General features: G+C 41.3%; 20 protein-coding genes. 16 read left to right on the forward strand and 4 right to left on the reverse strand.

Going from position 1 to position 21,421, the window contains the following annotated elements; genetic code table 11:
* Nucleotides 1–42 precede the first annotated feature (42 nt).
* A complete protein-coding gene (locus NMM17_RS00725; protein WP_153192657.1) occupies nt 43–813 on the reverse strand; it encodes a response regulator in 771 nt (256 codons plus the stop codon).
* Nucleotides 806–2,455, reverse strand: coding sequence for a sensor histidine kinase (locus NMM17_RS00730; protein ID WP_368406687.1), 1,650 nt, complete (start codon nt 2,453–2,455; stop codon nt 806–808). Before NMM17_RS00730 ends, NMM17_RS00725 begins: the two co-directional genes overlap by 8 nt.
* A gap of 147 nt (nt 2,456–2,602) precedes the next feature.
* Between NMM17_RS00730 and leuS the strand changes: the two genes are divergently transcribed.
* The 7 genes from leuS (at nt 2,603) to NMM17_RS00765 (ending at nt 9,170) form a co-directional block, all read left to right on the forward strand.
* Nucleotides 2,603–5,104, forward strand: a complete 2,502-nt coding sequence (gene leuS, locus NMM17_RS00735; protein ID WP_153192653.1) for a leucine--tRNA ligase — start codon at nt 2,603–2,605, stop codon at nt 5,102–5,104.
* Nucleotides 5,105–5,340: 236 nt separating this feature from the next.
* The gene (locus tag NMM17_RS00740) at nt 5,341–6,207 is read left to right on the forward strand and encodes an ABC transporter ATP-binding protein (protein WP_004255174.1); all 867 of its coding nucleotides are present in this window, start codon (nt 5,341–5,343) and stop codon (nt 6,205–6,207) included.
* Nucleotides 6,207–7,049, forward strand: coding sequence for an ABC transporter permease (locus NMM17_RS00745; protein WP_000880493.1), 843 nt, complete (start codon nt 6,207–6,209; stop codon nt 7,047–7,049). Before NMM17_RS00740 ends, NMM17_RS00745 begins: the two co-directional genes overlap by 1 nt.
* A gap of 18 nt (nt 7,050–7,067) precedes the next feature.
* A complete protein-coding gene (locus NMM17_RS00750; RefSeq protein WP_004255178.1) occupies nt 7,068–7,523 on the forward strand; it encodes a LytTR family DNA-binding domain-containing protein in 456 nt (151 codons plus the stop codon).
* Nucleotides 7,524–7,532: 9 nt separating this feature from the next.
* On the forward strand, nt 7,533–7,952 hold the full coding sequence (locus NMM17_RS00755) for a DUF3021 domain-containing protein (protein ID WP_004255183.1): 420 nt from the start codon (nt 7,533–7,535) through the stop codon (nt 7,950–7,952).
* 94 nt (nt 7,953–8,046) lie between these two features.
* The gene (locus tag NMM17_RS00760) at nt 8,047–8,742 is read left to right on the forward strand and encodes a GNAT family N-acetyltransferase (protein ID WP_254753643.1); all 696 of its coding nucleotides are present in this window, start codon (nt 8,047–8,049) and stop codon (nt 8,740–8,742) included.
* 11 nt (nt 8,743–8,753) lie between these two features.
* Entirely contained in the window at nt 8,754–9,170 is a 417-nt protein-coding gene (locus NMM17_RS00765; protein ID WP_254753644.1) for a GNAT family N-acetyltransferase, read from the forward strand.
* 460 nt (nt 9,171–9,630) lie between these two features.
* Here the strand turns inward: NMM17_RS00765 and NMM17_RS09620 are convergent, their stop codons facing one another.
* Nucleotides 9,631–9,765 (reverse strand): hypothetical protein, encoded by a 135-nt coding sequence (locus NMM17_RS09620; protein ID WP_302850805.1) that lies wholly within the window; start codon nt 9,763–9,765, stop codon nt 9,631–9,633.
* 148 nt (nt 9,766–9,913) lie between these two features.
* Complete coding sequence (locus tag NMM17_RS00770; protein ID WP_000969508.1) at nt 9,914–10,006, reverse strand: type I toxin-antitoxin system Fst family toxin; 93 nt, start codon at nt 10,004–10,006, stop codon at nt 9,914–9,916.
* A gap of 132 nt (nt 10,007–10,138) precedes the next feature.
* Between NMM17_RS00770 and ruvB the strand changes: the two genes are divergently transcribed.
* The 9 genes from ruvB to NMM17_RS00815 all read left to right on the forward strand — a co-directional run bounded on the left by ruvB (nt 10,139) and on the right by NMM17_RS00815 (nt 21,398).
* Entirely contained in the window at nt 10,139–11,137 is a 999-nt protein-coding gene (ruvB, locus tag NMM17_RS00775) for a Holliday junction branch migration DNA helicase RuvB (protein WP_004239104.1), read from the forward strand.
* Complete coding sequence (locus NMM17_RS00780; RefSeq protein WP_254753645.1) at nt 11,118–11,690, forward strand: nucleotidyltransferase family protein; 573 nt, start codon at nt 11,118–11,120, stop codon at nt 11,688–11,690. The genes ruvB and NMM17_RS00780 overlap by 20 nt, the downstream gene beginning before the upstream one ends.
* A 345-nt stretch (nt 11,691–12,035) precedes the next feature.
* Nucleotides 12,036–12,794 carry an isoprenyl transferase gene (locus tag NMM17_RS00785; RefSeq protein WP_101785508.1) on the forward strand — a complete coding sequence of 253 codons (759 nt, stop codon included), beginning with the start codon at nt 12,036–12,038 and terminating at the stop codon, nt 12,792–12,794.
* Between the two features lie 8 nt (nt 12,795–12,802).
* Nucleotides 12,803–13,606: a phosphatidate cytidylyltransferase gene (locus tag NMM17_RS00790; protein ID WP_101785506.1), complete on the forward strand. Its 804-nt coding sequence runs from the start codon at nt 12,803–12,805 to the stop codon at nt 13,604–13,606.
* A gap of 21 nt (nt 13,607–13,627) precedes the next feature.
* Nucleotides 13,628–14,887, forward strand: coding sequence for an RIP metalloprotease RseP (rseP, locus tag NMM17_RS00795; protein ID WP_254753646.1), 1,260 nt, complete (start codon nt 13,628–13,630; stop codon nt 14,885–14,887).
* 12 nt (nt 14,888–14,899) lie between these two features.
* Nucleotides 14,900–16,753, forward strand: a complete 1,854-nt coding sequence (locus NMM17_RS00800) for a proline--tRNA ligase (RefSeq protein WP_203175581.1) — start codon at nt 14,900–14,902, stop codon at nt 16,751–16,753.
* Nucleotides 16,754–16,851: 98 nt separating this feature from the next.
* Nucleotides 16,852–18,231, forward strand: a complete 1,380-nt coding sequence (gene bglA / locus NMM17_RS00805; protein WP_254753647.1) for a 6-phospho-beta-glucosidase — start codon at nt 16,852–16,854, stop codon at nt 18,229–18,231.
* 190 nt (nt 18,232–18,421) lie between these two features.
* Entirely contained in the window at nt 18,422–20,230 is a 1,809-nt protein-coding gene (glmS, locus tag NMM17_RS00810; protein WP_254753648.1) for a glutamine--fructose-6-phosphate transaminase (isomerizing), read from the forward strand.
* A gap of 118 nt (nt 20,231–20,348) precedes the next feature.
* The gene (locus NMM17_RS00815) at nt 20,349–21,398 is read left to right on the forward strand and encodes an LLM class flavin-dependent oxidoreductase (protein WP_254753649.1); all 1,050 of its coding nucleotides are present in this window, start codon (nt 20,349–20,351) and stop codon (nt 21,396–21,398) included.
* Nucleotides 21,399–21,421: the final 23 nt, after the last annotated feature.

Consider the following 21,421-nt stretch of genomic DNA (forward strand, 5'->3'; position numbering starts at 1 on the left):
TACAAAATAAAAAGATTGCCTGAGTTGAGCAATCCGTTTACATCAATGGTTTTTATCCATGAGTTTTAATTCTTTTGGAGAAATATGGAGATACTTTTTAAAAACTTTGGCAAAATATTTATAGTCTGAAAATCCAACTTGTTCAGAGATATCGCTTAAGGGAGAACTAGGGGACTCAGCCATTTTATCTATAGCTTGCTTGAGGCGGTAGCGTAAGATATATTCATTTAGCGTCATTGGGAAGTCTTCTTTGATAACCTTATATAGATAACTTTCGCTATACCCTAGATTCTCTGCAATGCTAGAAATGGTAAAGTGCATACAGTAGTGTTGGTGCACAAATTCAAGAATTTGCTGAATGATTTGGTTTTGTGTATCAATTTGTTGGATAGAGGTGAGTAAAGTTTGATATTCTTTTAAAAAAGTAGTTTCTTGACGAGTGCTAACTTGTAATCGCAAAATAATTTTTTGAAGACATTCTGTCAACTCCTTGGTATCAATTGGTTTGGATAAGAAATCAACTGCCCCATATTGCATGGCTTTTTTAGCATTTTGAAAATCGTTATAACCTGATAAGATAACTTTTTCATAGGAGAGAGTACGAGTGGCTTCAAACATCATAAAAGCATCCATAATTGGCATTGTGATGTCTGTTAAGACAATATGAGGTTCTTTTTCTTGGATGAGTTTCATTCCCTCTTGACCGTGACTGGCAGTTCCTACGACTTGGATACCTAAGGCAGAGTAGTCTACGGCAATCTCTAGCCATTTTCGAATGAGGTGTTCGTCTTCTACGATAATGAGCTTAAACATGAGTTAGTCCTTTCGTTATAAATTTGACCCAAGTTTCTCCTTGGCGATTGACTCCTAAATCTAGCTGGACATCAGAAAAGAAATTGCTCAATCGTTTATAGCTGTTAACGATGCCATGCTGGGTATGAGGGCTTTCTAAAGAGTCTAAAATAGCGAGTCTCTCTTGTTTTGTGAGTCCTCCAGCATTATCCTTGACTAAAAAAGTCAGAGAATCTGCTTCCAAGGTAATTTGGATATCAATATGAAGATCAATACGGTATTGCATCCCATATTTTATAGCATTTTCTACGAGAGGAAGCAAGAAAAGCTTAGGTATAGGCTGATTATCAACAGTTTTTGGGCAGACAATATCATAGGAGAAGTGCTCGAAACGAATCTTATGAATCATAAGGTAATCTTCTATAATCTTTAAATCTTGGCAAATGGTTGTTTCTTTTTCTAAATCGGTGATACTGTAGCGAAGAATGCGCGTGAGATTTTGAATCAGGTCTTGTGTGAGAGCTGCATCCATTAAAGAAGTGATTTTAATCGTTTCAAGTGTATTGTAGAGAAAATGAGGATTGAACTGAGCTTCCAGCATTTTTCTTTCAAAAATCCACTTTTCTTTTTCTATGGTTAGCATTTTTTGATGAAGTTGATCTAATTCGTACAACATATTGTTGATTTTTTCTGCCATAAACTCAAACTCATCACCTGTTTGTAGAGAAAGCCTTTTTTCTGCTTGTTTAGGAATTTCTTGAAGTTGGTAAACCAAACTTTCAATAGGAACAGCATTGTGTGTGGCAATCTTATGAGCAATTCGCCTTGCTTGCCAGAAGTAGAGGAAGAATATACATAAGGTGAGAATGGAGGCTAGACCAAGTAAGCTAGGAATGGGAAAAAAGGATTGAAAAGTATAGATTGAAAAAATAGCACCGACTTTTTCTTTTTGAACAATAAGCGGTTCATTCGCATACCAGTGGGTGCGAGAGTGTAGGAGTTTTTCATCAAATTTTTCAAGAGTGGAAAGAGTAAACTGATTTGTATTGTTAGAGAATATATTTCCAAAGCTATCGGTAATGATGTATTTGGAATTTATAATTGGAAAACTGGAGATAAAGTCATTCTCATTTACGAAAACGATCGTATAGGCTATAACTCGTTGGTTTTTAAGTAGTGGTTTGATAAAGAGCGCGTAATGTTGTTTGTCTGAAGAGAGTGCAATTTTTTCTGTCACTTTATCTTGAGAAGGATTTTGAATGAGCAGTTTTAGATAGTAGGGTGATAAAATACTTTCTTGGTGATTTCGATTGGTACTGAATAGTAATTCACCTGTATCACTTAGGATAATGAGGTCAGAACTAAGTTTTAATTTAGCTTTTGTCTCGTAAAATAAGCTAAAGACTTCTCGCTCTGTGTGTTTACCATCCAAAAATCCAGGAATCATTTTATGGTTCATAGTAGTCAGGAGCTCATTATTTGCTTCTTTCATTTCTTGAACCTGTTTGACAATCTGTCTCGTATCTTTGGAGAGTTGTTGCTTTTGTAAAAAATAGGAAAAACCAAAAAGTAAAATGAGTAGTAAAAGAGAGGTCACAAAGGCTGCTATAGAGCTTCTATGGAGAATTTCTTTTTGGAGAGATTTTTTAAAAGAATGAGACATCCGCTACCTCCTTGGAAGGGTTTTCTGTTATAAGTATAGCAGTTTAAAAATTCTAGAGCAAGGTAAAATAGAAAAGTATAGAATAGAACGAGACCAAATTCCCTCAAAAATGGTATAATAGTAACATCACAAAATTGGAGAGAGACCATGAGTTTTTACAATCATAAAGAAATTGAGCCTAAGTGGCAGGGCTACTGGGCAGAACATCATACATTTAAGACAGGAACAGATGCATTAAAACCGAAGTTTTATGCTCTTGATATGTTCCCTTATCCGTCTGGAGCAGGTCTGCACGTAGGACACCCAGAAGGTTATACTGCAACCGATATCCTCAGCCGTTACAAACGTGCGCAAGGCTACAATGTCCTTCATCCAATGGGATGGGATGCTTTTGGTTTGCCTGCAGAGCAATACGCTATGGATACTGGTAATGACCCAGCAGAATTTACAGCTGAAAACATTGCCAACTTCAAACGCCAAATCAATGCGCTTGGATTTTCTTACGACTGGGATCGTGAAGTCAATACCACAGATCCAAATTACTACAAGTGGACACAATGGATTTTCACTAAGCTTTACGAAAAAGGCTTGGCCTATGAAGCGAAAGTGCCAGTAAACTGGGTTGAAGAGTTGGGAACAGCCATCGCCAACGAAGAAGTCCTTCCTGACGGAACTTCTGAGCGTGGAGGTTATCCAGTTATCCGCAAACCGATGCGTCAATGGATGCTTAAAATCACGGCTTATGCAGAACGCTTGCTCAACGACTTGGATGAGTTGGATTGGCCAGAGTCTATCAAGGACATGCAACGCAACTGGATTGGGAAATCAACTGGCGCCAATGTAACCTTCAAAGTTAAGGGAACAGACAAGGAATTCACAGTCTTTACCACTCGTCCTGACACCCTTTTCGGTGCGACTTTCACTGTCTTGGCTCCTGAGCATGACTTGGTTGACGCTATCACAAGCCCAGAGCAAGCAGAGGCTGTAGCAGACTACAAACACCAAGCTAGTCTGAAATCAGACTTGGCTCGTACAGATCTTGCTAAAGAAAAAACAGGAGTTTGGACTGGTGCTTATGCCATCAACCCTGTAAACGGCAAGGAAATTCCAATCTGGATTGCAGACTATGTTCTTGCTAGTTATGGAACAGGTGCGGTAATGGCTGTTCCTGCCCACGACCAACGTGACTGGGAATTTGCCAAACAATTTGACCTTCCAATCGTAGAAGTGCTTGAAGGTGGAAACGTTGAAGAAGCTGCCTACACAGAAGATGGACTTCATGTTAATTCAGACTTCCTAGATGGATTGAACAAAGAAGCTGCTATTGCTAAGATTGTGGCTTGGTTGGAAGAAAAAGGCTGTGGTCAGGAGAAGGTGACCTACCGTCTTCGCGACTGGCTCTTTAGCCGTCAACGTTACTGGGGTGAACCAATTCCAATCATTCATTGGGAAGATGGAACTTCAACAGCTGTTCCTGAAAGTGAATTGCCACTTGTCTTGCCTGTAACCAAGGATATCCGTCCTTCAGGTACTGGAGAAAGTCCACTAGCTAACTTGACAGACTGGCTTGAAGTGACTCGTGAAGATGGTGTCAAGGGTCGTCGTGAAACAAACACCATGCCACAATGGGCTGGTTCAAGCTGGTATTACCTCCGCTATATTGACCCACATAACACTGAGAAATTGGCCGATGAGGACCTCCTCAAACAATGGTTGCCGGTAGATATCTACGTGGGTGGAGCAGAGCATGCCGTTCTTCACTTGCTTTATGCTCGTTTCTGGCACAAATTCCTTTACGACCTTGGTGTTGTTCCAACAAAAGAGCCATTCCAAAAACTCTTTAACCAAGGCATGATTTTGGGAACAAGCTACCGTGACCACCGTGGGGCTCTTGTGGCGACTGATAAGGTTGAAAAACGTGACGGTTCTTTCTTCCATGTGGAAACAGGGGAAGAGTTGGAGCAAGCACCAGCCAAGATGTCTAAATCTCTTAAGAACGTTGTCAACCCAGATGACGTAGTGGAACAATACGGTGCCGATACTCTTCGTGTCTATGAAATGTTCATGGGCCCACTTGATGCTTCAATCGCTTGGTCTGAAGAAGGTCTGGAAGGAAGCCGTAAATTCCTAGACCGTGTTTACCGTTTGATTACGATTAAGGAAATCGTTGCGGAAAACAATGGCGCTCTTGACAAGGTCTACAATGAAACAGTCAAATCTGTCACAGAGCAAATCGAGTCTATGAAATTCAACACAGCTATTGCCCAACTCATGGTCTTTGTCAACGCCGCTAACAAGGAAGACAAGCTCTATGTGGACTACGCTAAAGGCTTTATCCAATTGATCGCCCCATTTGCGCCTCACTTGGCAGAAGAACTCTGGCAAACAGTGGCAGCAACAGGTGAATCAATTTCTTATGTCGCTTGGCCAACATGGGACGAAAGCAAATTGGTTGAAGACGAAATCGAAATCGTTGTCCAAATCAAAGGAAAAGTTCGTGCCAAACTCATGGTCGCTAAAGACCTATCACGCGAAGAATTGCAAGAAATTGCTCTAGCGGATGAAAAAGTCAAAGCAGAGATTGACGGTAAGGAAATCGTGAAAGTGATTGCGGTGCCGAATAAACTCGTTAATATTGTAACGAAGTAACCAATTTATTTGTTGGTTTCAAACTCAGACTGTCTGAGCTAACTAAACTCGTCAATATCGTTGTGAAATAAGATAGGAATCCTTCAGAGTAGAATCTGGGGGATTTTTTGAATGAAAAATATAATTCTGTTTCCAGCATCTTACCACTTAATCTCTCATTTTAACCACTTATCTCGAAAGTCGATTTTTCTTTCATACTTTTTGTTAAACTAGTGAGATAAAAGGAGGGAAGAAATATGATTTTACAAGCTAAACATTTGAGCAAATGGTACGGTAATCATATGGCTGTTGACGATATTCAGTTAGAGTTTGAAAAAGGGAGTTTTAATGCTATTTTGGGTCCCAATGGTGCAGGAAAATCAACCACCATTTCCATGTTAATCGGTTTGAAAAAGCCTACAAAAGGTCAGATTCGATATGCGCCAAATACGAAAATCGGAGTTGTTTTTCAAGCTAGTGTACTGGATGAGATGTTGACGGTTAGGGAAAATCTTACGATTCGTGCTCAACAGTATAAGGAGATTGCAGCAAGTCGTGTGGATGATTTGATCCATCAACTGGGTTTGACTGCTTTCCAGAAACAACTATATGGGACTTTGTCAGGTGGGCAAAAACGTAGGGTTGATATTGCGCGTGCTCTTCTTTCACAGCCAGATATTCTTTTCTTAGATGAACCAACGACAGGTCTAGATATTCAGACTCGCAAAGCCATTTGGGATTTACTGTCTCGACTACAAAAGGATGAAGGGATGACTATTATCTTAACGACTCATTATCTGGATGAAGCGGATGAAGCGGATCAGATCTATATCGTTGATCATGGGAAAGTGATTGCGCAAGGTTCTGCGACGGCTATTAAAAGTCAGTATGCATCTAATATCCTAAAAATTCGTTTTAAGGAAATGAAGGATTTAGAAAAGTTGCTACAGACTGGAATGACAGTAAAGGAAGAAAATGAGTTGGAATATCTTTTTTATCCAAGGACATCACTGGAAGCTATTGAATATTTGGCAAAAGTACGAGAAGAAATTGATTCTTTTGAGTTTCGTCCAGGTACCATGGATGATGCCTTTATTGCACTTACAGGAAGAGAGGTTCGCTAATGTTAGCTTTATTGAAACGGAATTTTATCTTATATTTTCGTAATCGTTCAGGAGTATTTTTCTCATTATTGGGGGCATTGATTTCCTTCCTCCTTTATATCATTTTTTTGCAGAAGAACTTGACAGATGCTTGGTCCCAACTCCCTGATAATACGAACCTTTTAAATAACTGGCTGATGGGTGGGACCTTGGCTGTGACTGGGATTACAACCAGTTTTACGGCTCTTACACAAATGGTACAGGATCGTGAAAATCAAGTGGATCAAGATCTCTTCTTGACAGATTTAGGTAGCTGGGGTTTACAGGTGTCCTATCTAATCAGTAGTATTGCCATCTCTTTTGTCATGCAGGTGTTTATGTTTGCTGTTATGGGGCTTTATTTTAAAGAAAGTCCAGTTATCAGTCATTTACCGGAAATTGCTTTGATTATGTTGTTAAGTAGTCTGCTTTCAAGTTTGATAAATATTCTCTTGATTTATCGTTTTCAATCTGTAGATAGTCTTGGCAAACTGGCAACTATAGTGGGAACTGCTTCTGGATTTTTAGTAGGAACTTATGTCCCTATTGGAGTTTTACCTGATTTTGCACAGATTATCATGAAGTGTACCCCTGCAACTTATATTGCTTCTCTTTATCGACAAATTTTAATGAAAGAGTACTTAGAGACCGCATTTACAGGAAATAGCAGATTGTTAAAGGAATTTCAAGAAAAAATGGGAATCCAAATCAACTGGCAAGAACTATTGACAAAGGAAGAGACATACTTTATAGTGGTTATTATCAGTCTCGTCGCTATTCTTCTTTGGCTTTTATTTGTTAAAGTGTTTAGCAAGAGAAAATAAAGGTATATTGGAGAGAAAATGAAGATTCGTTTTGAAATGAAGGCAGAGTTTTCAGAAAAGGACCCACAGATTGTAATTCAGGCAGCTCAGTTAACCGACCAAGCAAGGGAAGTCATGGAGTATTTAGAACAATTTTCAACGACCAATCAGGTGGTCATTCCTATTCGAACGGATGATCATCTGGTTATGGTGAAAATTGAGGATCTTATTCTAGCAGATATCGATAAGAACTTGTTAACCATTTATACGGTAGACGGGATTTATAAAACTAAGGAAACATTGATAAACTTTCAGAATCGGATTAATCGGCGTAACTTTATACAGATATCACGCCATTCAATTATAAACATTGACCACTTAGAATCGTTATCAGATAGCTTTTCAGGGAACATGATGGCTAAAATGACTCGGGGCATCAAATCTAGTGTGAGTCGGAAATACGTTAAGTCCTTAATGAATTATTTAGGTTTATAGGAGAAAATCATGAAACGATTAATTGATTATTTTGTATCGGGAATGCGCACGGCTTCCTTCTTTTATTTGAGTATGATGTTATTAGCTCAGTGTTATCCAGGTATTACCTATCCTGAACCAATGATAAAAAATATTCTAGCTCTGTTTTTAATGGGTGGAATTATGGGGGTATTGACTTTAATACTTGAAAAGCTAGAGTTTCTTGCTTTTAGTATACGTGTAGGAGTTCATTTATTAGTGACAGCTACTATTTTAGTATTGACCTCTCTATTTTTTGGTTGGGGTTCAGCCTTGTGGAGTCCCTTGCTTTGGTTCTTTTTCTTGTTAATTTATGGATTGATATGGTTGTATCAAATCTGGCAAACTCACAAACTCACCCAACGAATTAATCAAGCCTTAGAGGATAAAAGACAGAAAACGGGTCACTAATATAGTGTTGAGGATGAAGCTTGAAGACAGTGCCAGTTTCCAAAGAGAACAATTTGTGATATAGTATTTTCAGCGTAAAACAAGGAGAAGAAAAATGCCAGTAAACGAATATGGTCAGATGATTGGTGAGTCAATGGAGGGTTATACACCCGGTGCACTGCCTTCTATTGATTTCTTAGAAGGGCGTTATGCTCGAATAGAGGCTCTTTCAGTGGAAAAGCATGCGAGGGATTTGCTAGCTGTTTATGGCCCTGATACGCCTCAGGAGATGTGGACCTACCTTTTTCAGGAGCCAGTGGCAGATATGGAGGAGCTGGTTACCCTTTTAAATCAGATGTTGGCTCGTAAGGACCGTTTTTACTATGTAATCATAGACAAGGCGACTGGTAAGGCTTTGGGAACTTTTTCTCTCATGCGCATTGACCAGAATAACCGAGTAATAGAAGTCGGAGCAGTCACTTTTTCTCCAGTGCTCAAGGGGACACGGATAGGAACAGAAGCCCAGTATCTCCTAGCTCGCTATGTCTTTGAAGAACTCAACTATCGTCGCTATGAGTGGAAATGCGATGCTTTTAACCTGCCATCCAGACGAGCTGCGGAACGTTTGGGCTTTGTCTATGAAGGAACCTTCCGTCAGGCAGTGGTTTATAAGGGACGTACAAGGGATACGGATTGGTTGTCTATGATTGATAAGGACTGGCCTCAAGTCAAATCTCGTTTGGAAACATGGTTGCGTCCTGAAAACTTTGATAAAAATGGACGGCAGTACGAGAGCTTGAGAGAACTCTAATAGGTGATGATATGATTAGCGTTAGAAAGCAAGATGTTGTCAAGTTAGAAGATGTTTTACATCTCTATCAGGCTGTCGGTTGGACAAATTATACAAATCAACCTCAGATGCTGGAGCAGGCCTTATCTCATTCATTAGTGATTTATGTGGCACTTGATGGTGATGCTGTGGTGGGCTTGATTCGTTTGGTTGGAGATGAATTCTCATCAGTATTGGTTCAGGATTTAATCGTTTTACCTATCTATCAGCGTCAAGGGATTGGTAGTCTCTTGATGAAAGAGGCTTTAGAGGATTACAAAGATGCTTATCAAGTCCAGCTGGTGACAGAACAGACAGAAAAAAACGTGGGATTTTATCGTTCTTTGGGTTTTGAAGCCTTATCTACCTATGATTGTATAGGAATGACTTGGATAAACAGAGAAAAATAATAAAACTTGTTTTTTCTTAAGCAAAGTTTAAGGCTAGTCTAGTATTATATAGTCATTAAATAAAGACCTCCTAACTTTATTTAATGAAATCCTAAAACTTTTTTCATCATAATCTCCTAATGAAGTCACCCAATCAGGTGGCTTTTTTCGTGGGTAGGTGATGGTGATAGAGTTTTTTTGCAAAAAAATAGTAAAATTTGAGAAAAGTTAAGCTAGTTTTAAGCTTCGCCTTGTATCATATAGTTATTAAATAAAGACCTCCTAACTTTATTTAATAAAATCCTAAACTTTTCTTTTTCATAATAATCTCCCTTAACTCCACCCAATCAGGTGGAGTTTTTTGGCTCTATTTCAGGCTTTTGGGGACTATTCTAAAAATACTTTTTCGATATTTTTCGGCATTTTTTGGATTTTTGTCGGGGAATTGTCGGGGACTTTTTGAGGTTTTGTCGGGGACTTTTTAGCGAATATGACTAAGAAATAGGTCTGTTGTCGCTTCAGTTACTTCAACCTCAATTTGATTGCAAGTGTCTGTGAATTGAAGTGTTAGAACTGCTGTAATAATGCTCTTGGTTGTCAAGGCGTGGTGCATCATATTGTTGTACGGAGGTTAAAGAGAATGTAAACCTTTGACAAAATTCGTGAACTGTGAGATAATAAAAGGGAATTAAGTATTGTGTCTATATCATAGGCTAGAAAAGACCCCAAGCTCACGTCCAAATAAGCTTGGGGTCTTTTTGACACTATTTGTCCTTGTTTAGCCATTTATCGACTATCCGAAGAACGACACCGACCACAATTGGTCCGATGATAGTTTTAAGTATTGTATCCATCATGGGCTATCTCACCTCCTTTCGCAGGCGGTGTAGAAGTGCCGTATGATATTATACCACATACGTGCTAAACTTAGGAGTCACCAATCCAGTGGCTTTTTTGTTTGTGGCTTGGATTTTTGATATAATAGAGCCATGAGTAGAATTTTAGATAATGAGATAATGGGGGATGAGGAGTTAGTAGAACGCACACTCCGTCCTCAGTATTTACGTGAATATATTGGGCAGGATAAGGTTAAGGACCAGCTTCAAATCTTTATAGAAGCTGCCAAAATGCGGGATGAAGCGCTGGATCATGTGCTTTTATTTGGCCCTCCAGGCTTGGGAAAAACGACCATGGCTTTTGTTATTGCCAACGAACTAGGTGTCAATCTCAAGCAGACTTCGGGTCCAGTCATTGAAAAAGCCGGTGATTTGGTAGCGATTTTGAATGACTTAGAACCGGGGGATGTCCTTTTTATTGATGAGATTCATCGCTTGCCTATGTCAGTGGAAGAGGTGCTTTATAGTGCTATGGAGGACTTCTACATTGATATCATGATTGGGGCTGGTGAAGGCAGTCGCAGTGTTCATTTGGAGTTGCCACCTTTTACCTTGATTGGTGCGACGACTCGGGCTGGCATGCTTTCCAATCCTTTACGGGCACGTTTTGGGATTACAGGTCATATGGAGTATTATGCCCATGCTGACTTGACGGAAATTGTCGAGCGGACGGCAGATATTTTTGAGATGGAAATCACTCATGAGGCAGCGTCTGAGTTGGCTCTACGTAGTCGTGGAACTCCCCGTATTGCCAATCGTCTCCTTAAGCGCGTGCGCGATTTTGCTCAGATTATGGGGAATGGGGTTATCGATGATCTTATTACCGATAAGGCCTTGACCATGCTGGATGTTGACCATGAAGGTCTGGACTATGTGGATCAAAAAATCCTTCGTACCATGATTGAGATGTACGGTGGTGGTCCTGTCGGATTAGGAACTCTTTCTGTCAATATCGCTGAAGAGCGTGAGACGGTGGAGGACATGTACGAACCCTACCTCATCCAAAAAGGCTTTATCATGCGGACGCGGTCTGGACGGGTGGCGACTGCTAAGGCATATGAGCATTTAGGTTATGAATACAGTGAAAAATAAGCAAGAAATTCTAGAGGCTTTTAGAGAAAATCCGGATATGATGGCTATTTTGACGATCATCCGAAATCTTGGTCTGAAAGACTCGTGGTTGGCAGCAGGTTCTGTCAGAAATTTCATCTGGAATCTCTTGTCAGACACCCCCCCTTTTGACCATGAAACAGATGTAGATGTGATTTTCTTTGATCCAGATTTTTCTTATGAGGAAACCTTATTACTGGAGAAAAAGCTACGAGAGGACTTTCCTCAGTATCAGTGGGAATTGAAAAATCAGGTCTATATGCACCAGCATAGCCCTCATACTGCTCCCTATACCAGTTCCCGTGATGCTATGAGTAAGTATCCAGAACGGTGTACAGCGATTGGACTGCGCTTGAATGAAGAATTCGCTTTAGAACTCTTTACTCCTTATGGTCTCGAGGATATTTTGAATTTTCAAGTTCGTCCAACTCCTCATTTCATAGAAAATGAAGACCGAATGGAACTTTACCAAATACGTCTATCCAAGAAAAAGTGGCAGGAGAAATGGAAAAATTTGATTTTTAAAAATACTTAAGGAAACTTTAAGCTAGGAAGTGTATACTAAGTTCATAAGTTAAGAAGACCTTAACTTAAACTCCTAAAACTTTTTCATAATAATCTCCCTATAAAAAATAAAGTCGCCCAATCAGGCGGCTTATTTTTTTGAAAAATGGGCTTGGTGCCTGAGAATAATACTCAATGAAAATCAAAGTGCAAACTAGGAAGCTAGCCGCAGGTTGCTCAAAACACTGTTTTGAGGTTGCAGATAGAGCTGACGTGGTTTGAAGAGATTTTCGAAGAGTATAAATAGCTTAGTGATAGAAGAAAATGGGGAAATATGGTATAATGAAACGATAGATTTTTGAATAGGAATAAGATCATGTTTGGATTTTTTAAGAAAGATAAGGCTGTGGAAGTAGAGGTTCCGACCCAGGTTCCTGCTCATATCGGTATCATCATGGATGGGAATGGCCGTTGGGCTAAAAAACGTATGCAACCACGGGTCTTCGGTCACAAGGCGGGTATGGAAGCATTGCAAACTGTGACTAAGGCAGCCAACAAGCTAGGCGTCAAGGTGATTACGGTCTATGCTTTTTCTACGGAAAATTGGACCCGTCCAGATCAGGAAGTCAAGTTTATTATGAACTTGCCAGTAGAGTTTTATGACAATTATGTCCCGGAATTGCATGCCAATAATGTTAAGATTCAAATGATTGGGGAGACAGATCGCCTGCCTAAGCAAACCTTTGAAGCTTTAACCAAGGCTGAGGAATTGACTAAGAACAACACAGGATTGATTCTTAATTTTGCCCTCAACTATGGTGGACGTGCTGAGATTACACAGGCGCTTAAGTTGATTTCCCAGGATGTTTTAGATGACAAAATCAACCCAGGTGACATCACAGAGGAATTGATTGGCAACTATCTCTTCACCCAGCATTTGCCTAAGGATGTACGAGATCCGGACTTGATTATCCGTACTAGTGGAGAATTACGTTTGAGTAATTTCCTTCCATGGCAGGGGGCCTATAGTGAACTCTATTTTACAGATACCTTGTGGCCTGACTTTGACGAAGTAGCCTTGCAGGAAGCCATTCTTGCCTACAATCGTCGTCATCGCCGATTTGGAGGAGTTTAGGAGGAGATATGACAAAGGATTTACAAAAAAGAACCTTGTTCGCAGGGATTGCCCTGGCTATTTTCCTACCGATTTTGATGATTGGGGGACTCTTGCTTCAGATAGCAATTGGAATTATAGCCATGCTAGCCATGCATGAACTTTTGAAGATGAGAGGTTTAGAGACCATGACTATGGAGGGGCTCTTGACCCTCTTTGCAACCTTTGCCCTGACCATTCCCTTGGAGAATTACCTGACTTTTTTGCCAGTTGATGGGAATGTGGTTGCCTATAGTGTGTTGATTTCAATTATGTTAGGAACGACTGTTTTTAGCAAGTCTTATACGATTGAGGATGCTGTTTTCCCTCTTGCTATGAGTTTCTATGTGGGCTTTGGATTTAATGCCTTACTAGATGCTCGTGTTGCAGGTTTGGACAAGGCTCTCTTAGCTTTGTGTATCGTCTGGGCGACCGACAGTGGTGCCTATCTTGCTGGGATGAACTATGGGAAACGAAAATTAGCACCAAGGGTATCGCCTAATAAAACACTTGAGGGTGCCTTTGGCGGTGTTTTAGGAGCAATTTTAGTAACCATTATCTTTATGATAGTTGACAGTACAGTTGCTCTTCCGTATGGAATTTACAAGATGTCAGTCTTTGCTATTTTCTTTAGCATAGCTGGACAATTTGGTGATTTACTAGAAAGTTCGATTAAGCGTCACTTTGGTGTTAAGGATTCTGGGAAATTTATCCCTGGACATGGTGGTGTTTTGGATCGTTTCGATAGTATGTTGCTTGTATTTCCAATCATGCACTTATTTGGACTCTTTTAATCAAAAGACGGAGGAAATACTATGCTCGGAATTTTAACCTTTATTCTGGTTTTCGGGATTATTGTGGTGGTGCACGAGTTCGGACACTTCTACTTTGCCAAGAAATCAGGAATTCTAGTGCGTGAATTTGCAATTGGTATGGGACCCAAAATCTTTTCTCATATTGGTAAGGATGGAACGGCCTATACCATTCGAATCTTGCCTTTGGGTGGCTATGTTCGTATGGCCGGTTGGGGTGATGATACGACTGAAATCAAGACAGGGACTCCTGTCAGTTTGACGCTTACTGATGACGGTAAGGTTAAACGCATCAATCTCTCAGGTAAAAAATTGGATCAAACGGCCCTCCCTATGCAGGTGACCCAGTTTGACTTTGAAGACAAGCTCTTTATCAAGGGCTTGGTTCTGGAAGAAGAAAAAACATTTGCAGTGAATCACGATGCAACGGTTGTGGAAGCAGATGGAACTGAGGTTCGGATTGCTCCCTTGGATGTACAATATCAAAATGCAACTATCTGGGGCAAACTGATTACCAACTTTGCAGGTCCTATGAACAACTTTATCTTAGGTGTCGTTGTTTTTTGGATTTTAATCTTTATGCAGGGTGGTGTCAGAGATGTCGATACCAACCAGTTCCATATTATGCCCCAAGGGGCCTTGGCTAAGGTGGGAGTACCAGAGACAGCTCAGATTACCAAGATTGGTTCACATGAGATTAGCAACTGGGAAAGTTTGATCCAGGCTGTGGAAGCAGAAACTAAAGATAAGACGGCCCCAACCTTGGATGTGACTATTTCTGAAAAGGGTAGAGACAAGCAAGTCACTGTTACTCCTGAAGAAAATCAAGGTCGTTACCTTCTAGGTGTTCAACCGGGAATTAAGTCGGACTTTCTATCCATGTTTGTGGGTGGTTTCACAACCGCTGCTGACTCAGCTCTCCGAATTCTATCGGCTTTGAAAAATCTGATTTTACAACCGGATTTGAACAAGCTAGGTGGACCTGTTGCCATCTTTAAGGAAAGTAGTGATGCTGCTAAAAATGGAATTGAAAACGTCTTGTACTTCTTGGCAATGATTTCCATTAATATCGGGATTTTTAATCTTATTCCGATTCCAGCTCTGGATGGTGGTAAGATTGTTCTCAATATCCTAGAAGCTATCCGCCGTAAACCATTAAAACAAGAAATTGAAACCTATGTCACCTTGGCCGGAGTGGTCATCATGGTTGTCTTGATGATTGCTGTGACCTGGAATGACATTATGCGACTCTTTTTTAGATAATCGAGGAATATTATGAAACAAAGTAAAATGCCTATCCCAACGCTTCGCGAAATGCCAAGCGATGCTCAAGTTATCAGTCATGCTCTTATGTTGCGAGCTGGCTATGTTCGTCAAGTATCTGCAGGTGTTTATTCTTATCTACCACTTGCCAACCGTGTGATTGAAAAAGCCAAAAACATCATGCGCCAAGAGTTTGATAAGATTGGTGCCGTTGAGATGTTGGCTCCTGCCCTTCTCAGTGCAGAATTGTGGCGCGAATCAGGTCGTTACGAAACTTATGGTGAGGACCTTTACAAACTAAAAAACCGTGAAAAATCAGACTTTATCCTAGGTCCAACTCACGAAGAAACCTTTACAGCTATTGTTCGTGATTCTGTTAAGTCTTACAAGCAATTGCCACTCAACCTTTACCAAATCCAACCTAAGTATCGAGATGAAAAACGTCCACGTAATGGACTTCTCCGTACACGTGAGTTCATCATGAAGGATGCTTACAGCTTCCACGCTAACTATGATAGTTTGGACAGTGTTTATGACGAGTACAAAGCTGCCTATGAGCGTATTTTCACTCGTAGTGGATTAGACTTCAAGGCTATCATCGGTGACGGTGGAGCCATGGGTGGTAAGGACAGCCAAGAATTTATGGCCATTACACCTGCTCGTACAGACCTTGACCGCTGGGTTGTTTTGGACAAGTCAGTTGCCTCATTTGATGAGATTCCTGCAGAGGTGCAAGAAGAAATCAAGGCAGAATTGCTTAAATGGATGGTCTCTGGTGAAGATACCATCGCCTACTCAAGTGAATCTAGCTATGCGGCCAACTTGGAAATGGCAACAAACGAGTACAAACCAAGCAACCGTGTTGTCGCTGAAGAGGAAGTGACTCGTGTTGCAACGCCAGATGTTAAATCAATCGATGAAGTGGCAGCCTTCCTAAACGTTCCAGAAGAACAAACGATCAAAATCCTCTTCTACATGGCAGATGGGGAGCTTGTTGCGGCCCTTCTAGTTGGAAATGACCAACTCAATGAAGTTAAGTTGAAGAACCACTTGGGAGCAGATTTCTTTGACGTTGCTAGCGAAGAAGAAGTGGCGAATCTTGTTCAAGCAGGATTTGGTTCACTTGGCCCAGTTGGTTTACCAGAGAATGTTAAAATCATCGCAGACCGTAAGGTGCAAGATGTTCGCAATGCAGTTGTGGGTGCTAACGAAGATGGCTATCACTTGACTGGTGTGAACCCAGGTCGTGACTTTACTGCAGAATATGTGGATATCCGTGAAGTTCGTGAGGGTGAAATTTCTCCAGACGGACAAGGTGTCCTTAACTTTGCGCGTGGTATCGAAATTGGTCACATCTTTAAACTCGGTACTCGTTATTCAGCAAGCATGGGAGCAGATGTCTTGGATGAAAATGGCCGTGCTGTACCAATTATCATGGGATGTTACGGTATCGGTGTTAGCCGTCTCCTTTCAGCCGTTATGGAGCAACACGCACGCCTCTTTGTTAACAAAACACCAAAAGGTGAATACCGTTACGCTTGGGGAATCAATTTCCCTAAAGAATTGGCACCATTTGATGTGCACTTGATTACTGTCAATGTCAAGGACGAAGAAGCACAAGCTCTGACAGAAAAACTTGAAGCAAGCTTGATGGGAGCTGGTTACGAAGTCTTAACGGACGATCGTAACGAACGTGTCGGTGTTAAATTTAGCGATAGCGACTTGATTGGTCTTCCAATCCGCATCACTGTGGGTAAAAAAGCGGCCGATGGCATCGTAGAAGTTAAGATTAAAGCGACTGGTGATACTATCGAAGTTCATGCAGATAATTTACTTGAAACGCTTGAAATCCTCAGCAAAAAATAAAAACTATAATCAGAAGAAAAACAAGGAAAAAATGTAACTAGTTTTTACCTTGTTTTTTCTGTATAATGGGAAAAATGACTAGATAAAGAGGTAAATATATGCTAAGATTTCCAAAGGATTTTGTCTGGGGATCCTCCACTTCTGGGCCGCAGACAGAAGGGCGTGTAGCTGGTGACGGCAAGGGAGATAATCTCTGGGATTACTGGTACCAAGTGGAGCCAAATCGTTACTATAATGGGATTGGTCCAGATAAGACATCGACTTTTTATGAAAATTGGGAACAGGATATTGAGCTTTTGTTAGAGACTGGTCACACGGCCTTTCGGACTTCTATCCAGTGGTCACGGATTTTTCCACAAGGCTGTGGAAAAGTCAATCCTCAAGGTGTGGATTTCTATCGTAAGGTCTTTGAGGCTATTAAGGCTAAGGGGATTCGTCTGTTAGTCAATCTCTACCACTTTGATTTGCCTTTTTCACTTCAAGAGGATGGCGATGGTTGGGAAAATAAGGCGACTGTCTCAGCCTATGAAGACTATGCTCGTTTCTGTTTTGAGACTTATGGAGATTTAGTGGATCAATGGATTACCTTTAATGAGCCTATCGTTCCTGTAGAATTTGGCTATTTCTACGATGCACATTATCCACATAAGGTGGATGCAGAAGCGGCGGTTAAAGTAGCCTACCACACACAATTAGCTAGCAGTCTAGCGGTCAAGGCCTGTCATGAACTCTTACCTGATTCCAAAATTGGGATTGTCCTCAACTTGACACCGGCTTATCCACGTAGCCAGCATCCTGCTGATGTCAAAGCTGCTCGTATTGCGGATCTTTTTCAGGCCCAATCTTTCTTAGATCCGTCTGTTTTGGGGACTTATCCACAGGAGTTGGTAGAAATCTTGCATGAACACGGTCTCTTACCTGATACTACGGAGGAGGAGTTGAAACTCATTCGTGATAATACGGTGGACTTCCTCGGTGTCAACTACTATCAACCTTTGCGTGTTATGGCACCTCGATTTGCTAAACATCCAGAGAGTCCACTCTTGCCAGAACATTTTTACGAGCCTTATGTGATGCCTGGACGTAAAATCAATCCTCACCGTGGCTGGGAAATTTATGAGCAAGGGATTTATGACATCGCCCAAAATATCAAGGAAAATTATGGTAATATCGAATGGATGTTGACAGAAAATGGTATGGGTGTTGAAGGAGAGGAAAAATTCCGTGAGAATGGAATGATTCAAGATGATTATCGTATTGACTTTGTAAAAGGTCATCTTCGTGAACTGCACCGTGCCATTGAAGACGGAGCCAATTGTAAGGGCTACTTAATTTGGACTTTTATCGATTGTTGGTCATGGCTCAACAGCTATAAAAACCGCTATGGTTTGGTCGAACTAGACTTGGAAACGCAAGAACGCCGTCTGAAGAAATCAGGGCACTGGTTCAAGGAACTAAGCGACAATAATGGATTTTAAAAAAGACTCTGACTGATTGTCCTAATTGGTCAGAGCTTTTACTTACAGGAGCTTAATTTCAACTATACCAATTTTTATTCTTGACAAGTGAAAGAAACAAGTATATACTGTTTTTGCTGATTCTATAAAAGAGGAATCAGACTATACCAATTTTAAGGAGAAAGCACAGCTGGTCTGTGTAGTATATACTATGTGTGGAATTGTTGGTGTTGTTGGAAACACAAATGCAACTGATATTTTGATTCAAGGGCTTGAAAAGCTCGAATACCGTGGTTATGATTCTGCGGGGATTTTTGTCCTAGGTGGTGCTGAGAACCATCTAGTCAAGGCTGTAGGCCGTATCGCAGAATTGTCTGCCAAGACAGTTGGTGTTGAGGGAACGACTGGTATCGGACATACTCGTTGGGCAACTCACGGGAAACCAACTGAGGACAATGCTCACCCACACCGCTCTGAGACAGAACGTTTTGTCTTGGTTCACAATGGGGTGATTGAGAACTACCTTGAAATTAAGGAAGAATACCTTGCTGGGCACCACTTTAAGGGACAAACAGATACTGAAATCGCTGTTCACTTGATTGGAAAATTTGTGGAAGAAGATGGCTTGTCAGTTCTTGAAGCTTTCAAAAAAGCTCTTCACATCATCCGTGGTTCTTATGCCTTTGCCTTGGTAGATTCACAAGATCCTGAAGTTATCTACGTGGCTAAGAATAAATCACCACTTTTGATTGGTCTTGGACAAGGCTATAACATGGTCTGCTCAGACGCTATGGCTATGATTCGTGAAACCAACCAATACATGGAAATCCATGACCAAGAGTTGGTTATCGTTAAGGCTGATAGTGTGGAAGTTCAAGACTATGATGGCAATAGTCGTGAGCGTGCTAGCTATACTGCTGAACTTGACTTGTCAGATATCGGTAAGGGAACTTATCCTTACTACATGCTCAAGGAAATCGACGAGCAACCAACGGTCATGCGTAAACTCATCCAAGCCTACACAGATGAGGCTGGTCAAATTGTCGTAGATCCAGCTATTATCAAGGCTGTTCAAGACGCAGACCGTATTTACATCCTTGCAGCTGGAACATCTTACCACGCAGGATTTGCTTCGAAGAAGATGTTGGAAGAATTGACGGATACACCAGTTGAACTTGGAATCTCTTCTGAGTGGGGCTACGGTATGCCACTTCTCAGCAAGAAACCACTTTTCATCTTTATCAGCCAGTCTGGTGAAACAGCGGATAGTCGTCAGGTTTTGGTTAAGGCTAATGAAATGGGAATCCCAAGCTTGACAGTGACAAATGTCCCAGGTTCAACCCTTTCACGTGAAGCCAACCATACCATGCTCCTTCACGCAGGTCCTGAAATTGCCGTGGCATCAACCAAGGCCTATACAGCGCAAATTGCAGCCCTTGCCTTCCTTGCAAAAGCAGTCGGAGAAGCAAATGGAAATGCCAAAGCGAAAGACTTTGACCTGGTTCATGAGTTGTCAATCGTAGCTCAGTCTATCGAATCAACTCTTTCAGAGAAAGAAACCATCGAAGCCAAGGTTCGTGAGCTTCTTGAAACAACTCGTAATGCCTTTTACATCGGGCGTGGTCAAGATTACTATGTAGCCATGGAAGCAAGTCTCAAACTCAAAGAGATTTCTTACATTCAGTGTGAAGGCTTTGCAGCAGGAGAACTTAAGCACGGAACCATTGCCTTGATTGAAGAAGGAACGCCTGTCTTGGCCCTCTTGTCAGATCCAGTTCTTGCCAACCACACTCGCGGAAATATCCAAGAGGTGGCAGCCCGTGGTGCCAAAGTCCTCACTATTGCAGAAGAAAATGTTGCCAAAGATACAGACGACATCGTTCTTACGACCGTCCACCCTTACCTTTCACCAATTTCAATGGTCGTGCCAACGCAATTAGTCGCTTACTTCGCAACACTCCACCGTGGACTTGATGTGGACAAACCACGTAACCTTGCTAAGTCAGTAACGGTAGAATAAACTAAAAAAGTCTAGGTATCTAGGCTTTTTCTTGTGAGCAAATCGGTTGCTTGTACTCAAGATTCGTGTTAGAATAATTTTTCAAATTGAAGGACAGAGGTAGACAAGGAGAATCACAATGGTAGAATTGGGAATTTCAACATTTGGAGAAACAACGGCGCTTGAAAGGACTGGGCAGACTTACAGTCATGCTGAACGAATTCGCCAGTTGGTGGCGGAGATTGAGCTGGCTGACAAGCTTGGTTTGGATGTGTATGGAATTGGTGAGCACCATCGGGAAGACTTTGCGGTATCAGCCCCAGAGATTGTTCTGGCAGCTGGAGCAGTCAATACCAAGAAAATCCGTTTGACCAGTGCAGTCAGCATTCTCTCAAGCATGGACCCTATTCGTTTGTTCCAACAGTATGCCACTATCGATGCTTTGTCAAATGGACGTGCGGAGATTATGGCTGGAAGGGGTTCTTTCACGGAATCTTTCCCTTTATTTGGATATGATTTGAAAGACTACGAAGCCCTTTTTGATGAGAAATTAGACTTGCTCCAGTTAGTCAATGAAAAGACAAGGCTAGACTGGAAAGGGCGATTGACTCAAACAATCTCTGGTCAAGAAGTTTATCCTCGTCCAGTTCAGGAAAAATTACCCTTGTGGATAGCGACAGGTGGTCATGTCGAATCAACAGTGAAGATTGCTCAGGCAGGCCTACCGATTGTCTATGCCATTATTGGTGGTAACCCTCGTTATTTTAAAAAGTTGATTCAGGCTTATCGTGAGATCGGTAGGGATGCCGGTCATGCAGAAAAAGACCTGAAAGTGGGAGCTCATTCTTGGGGTTGGATTGTTGAAGATGGCGAGCAGGCGGTGAAAGATTATTTCCATCCAACCAAGCAAGTGGTGGATGCTATTTCCAAAGACCGTCCGCACTGGCAGGAATTGCGTTATGAACAATACCTTGAACAGGTCGGACCAAATGGTGCTATGTTTGTAGGCAATCCAGAACAGGTGGCAGAAAAATTGATTCGCATGATAGAGGATTTAGGTTTGGACCGCTTCATGCTCCATCTACCGCTTGGTTCTATGCCACATAATCAGGTTCTGAGAGCTATTGAACTTTTCGGAACGCAAGTGGCTCCCAAAGTACGGTCTTATTTTGCCATGAAAGAGGCTTAATAAAAAATACTAATCAAATGTAT

The sequence above is a fragment of the Streptococcus sp. CF7_Ac1-12 genome, from assembly GCF_024295905.1.
In the GTDB taxonomy this organism is placed as follows: domain Bacteria; phylum Bacillota; class Bacilli; order Lactobacillales; family Streptococcaceae; genus Streptococcus; species Streptococcus mitis_AP.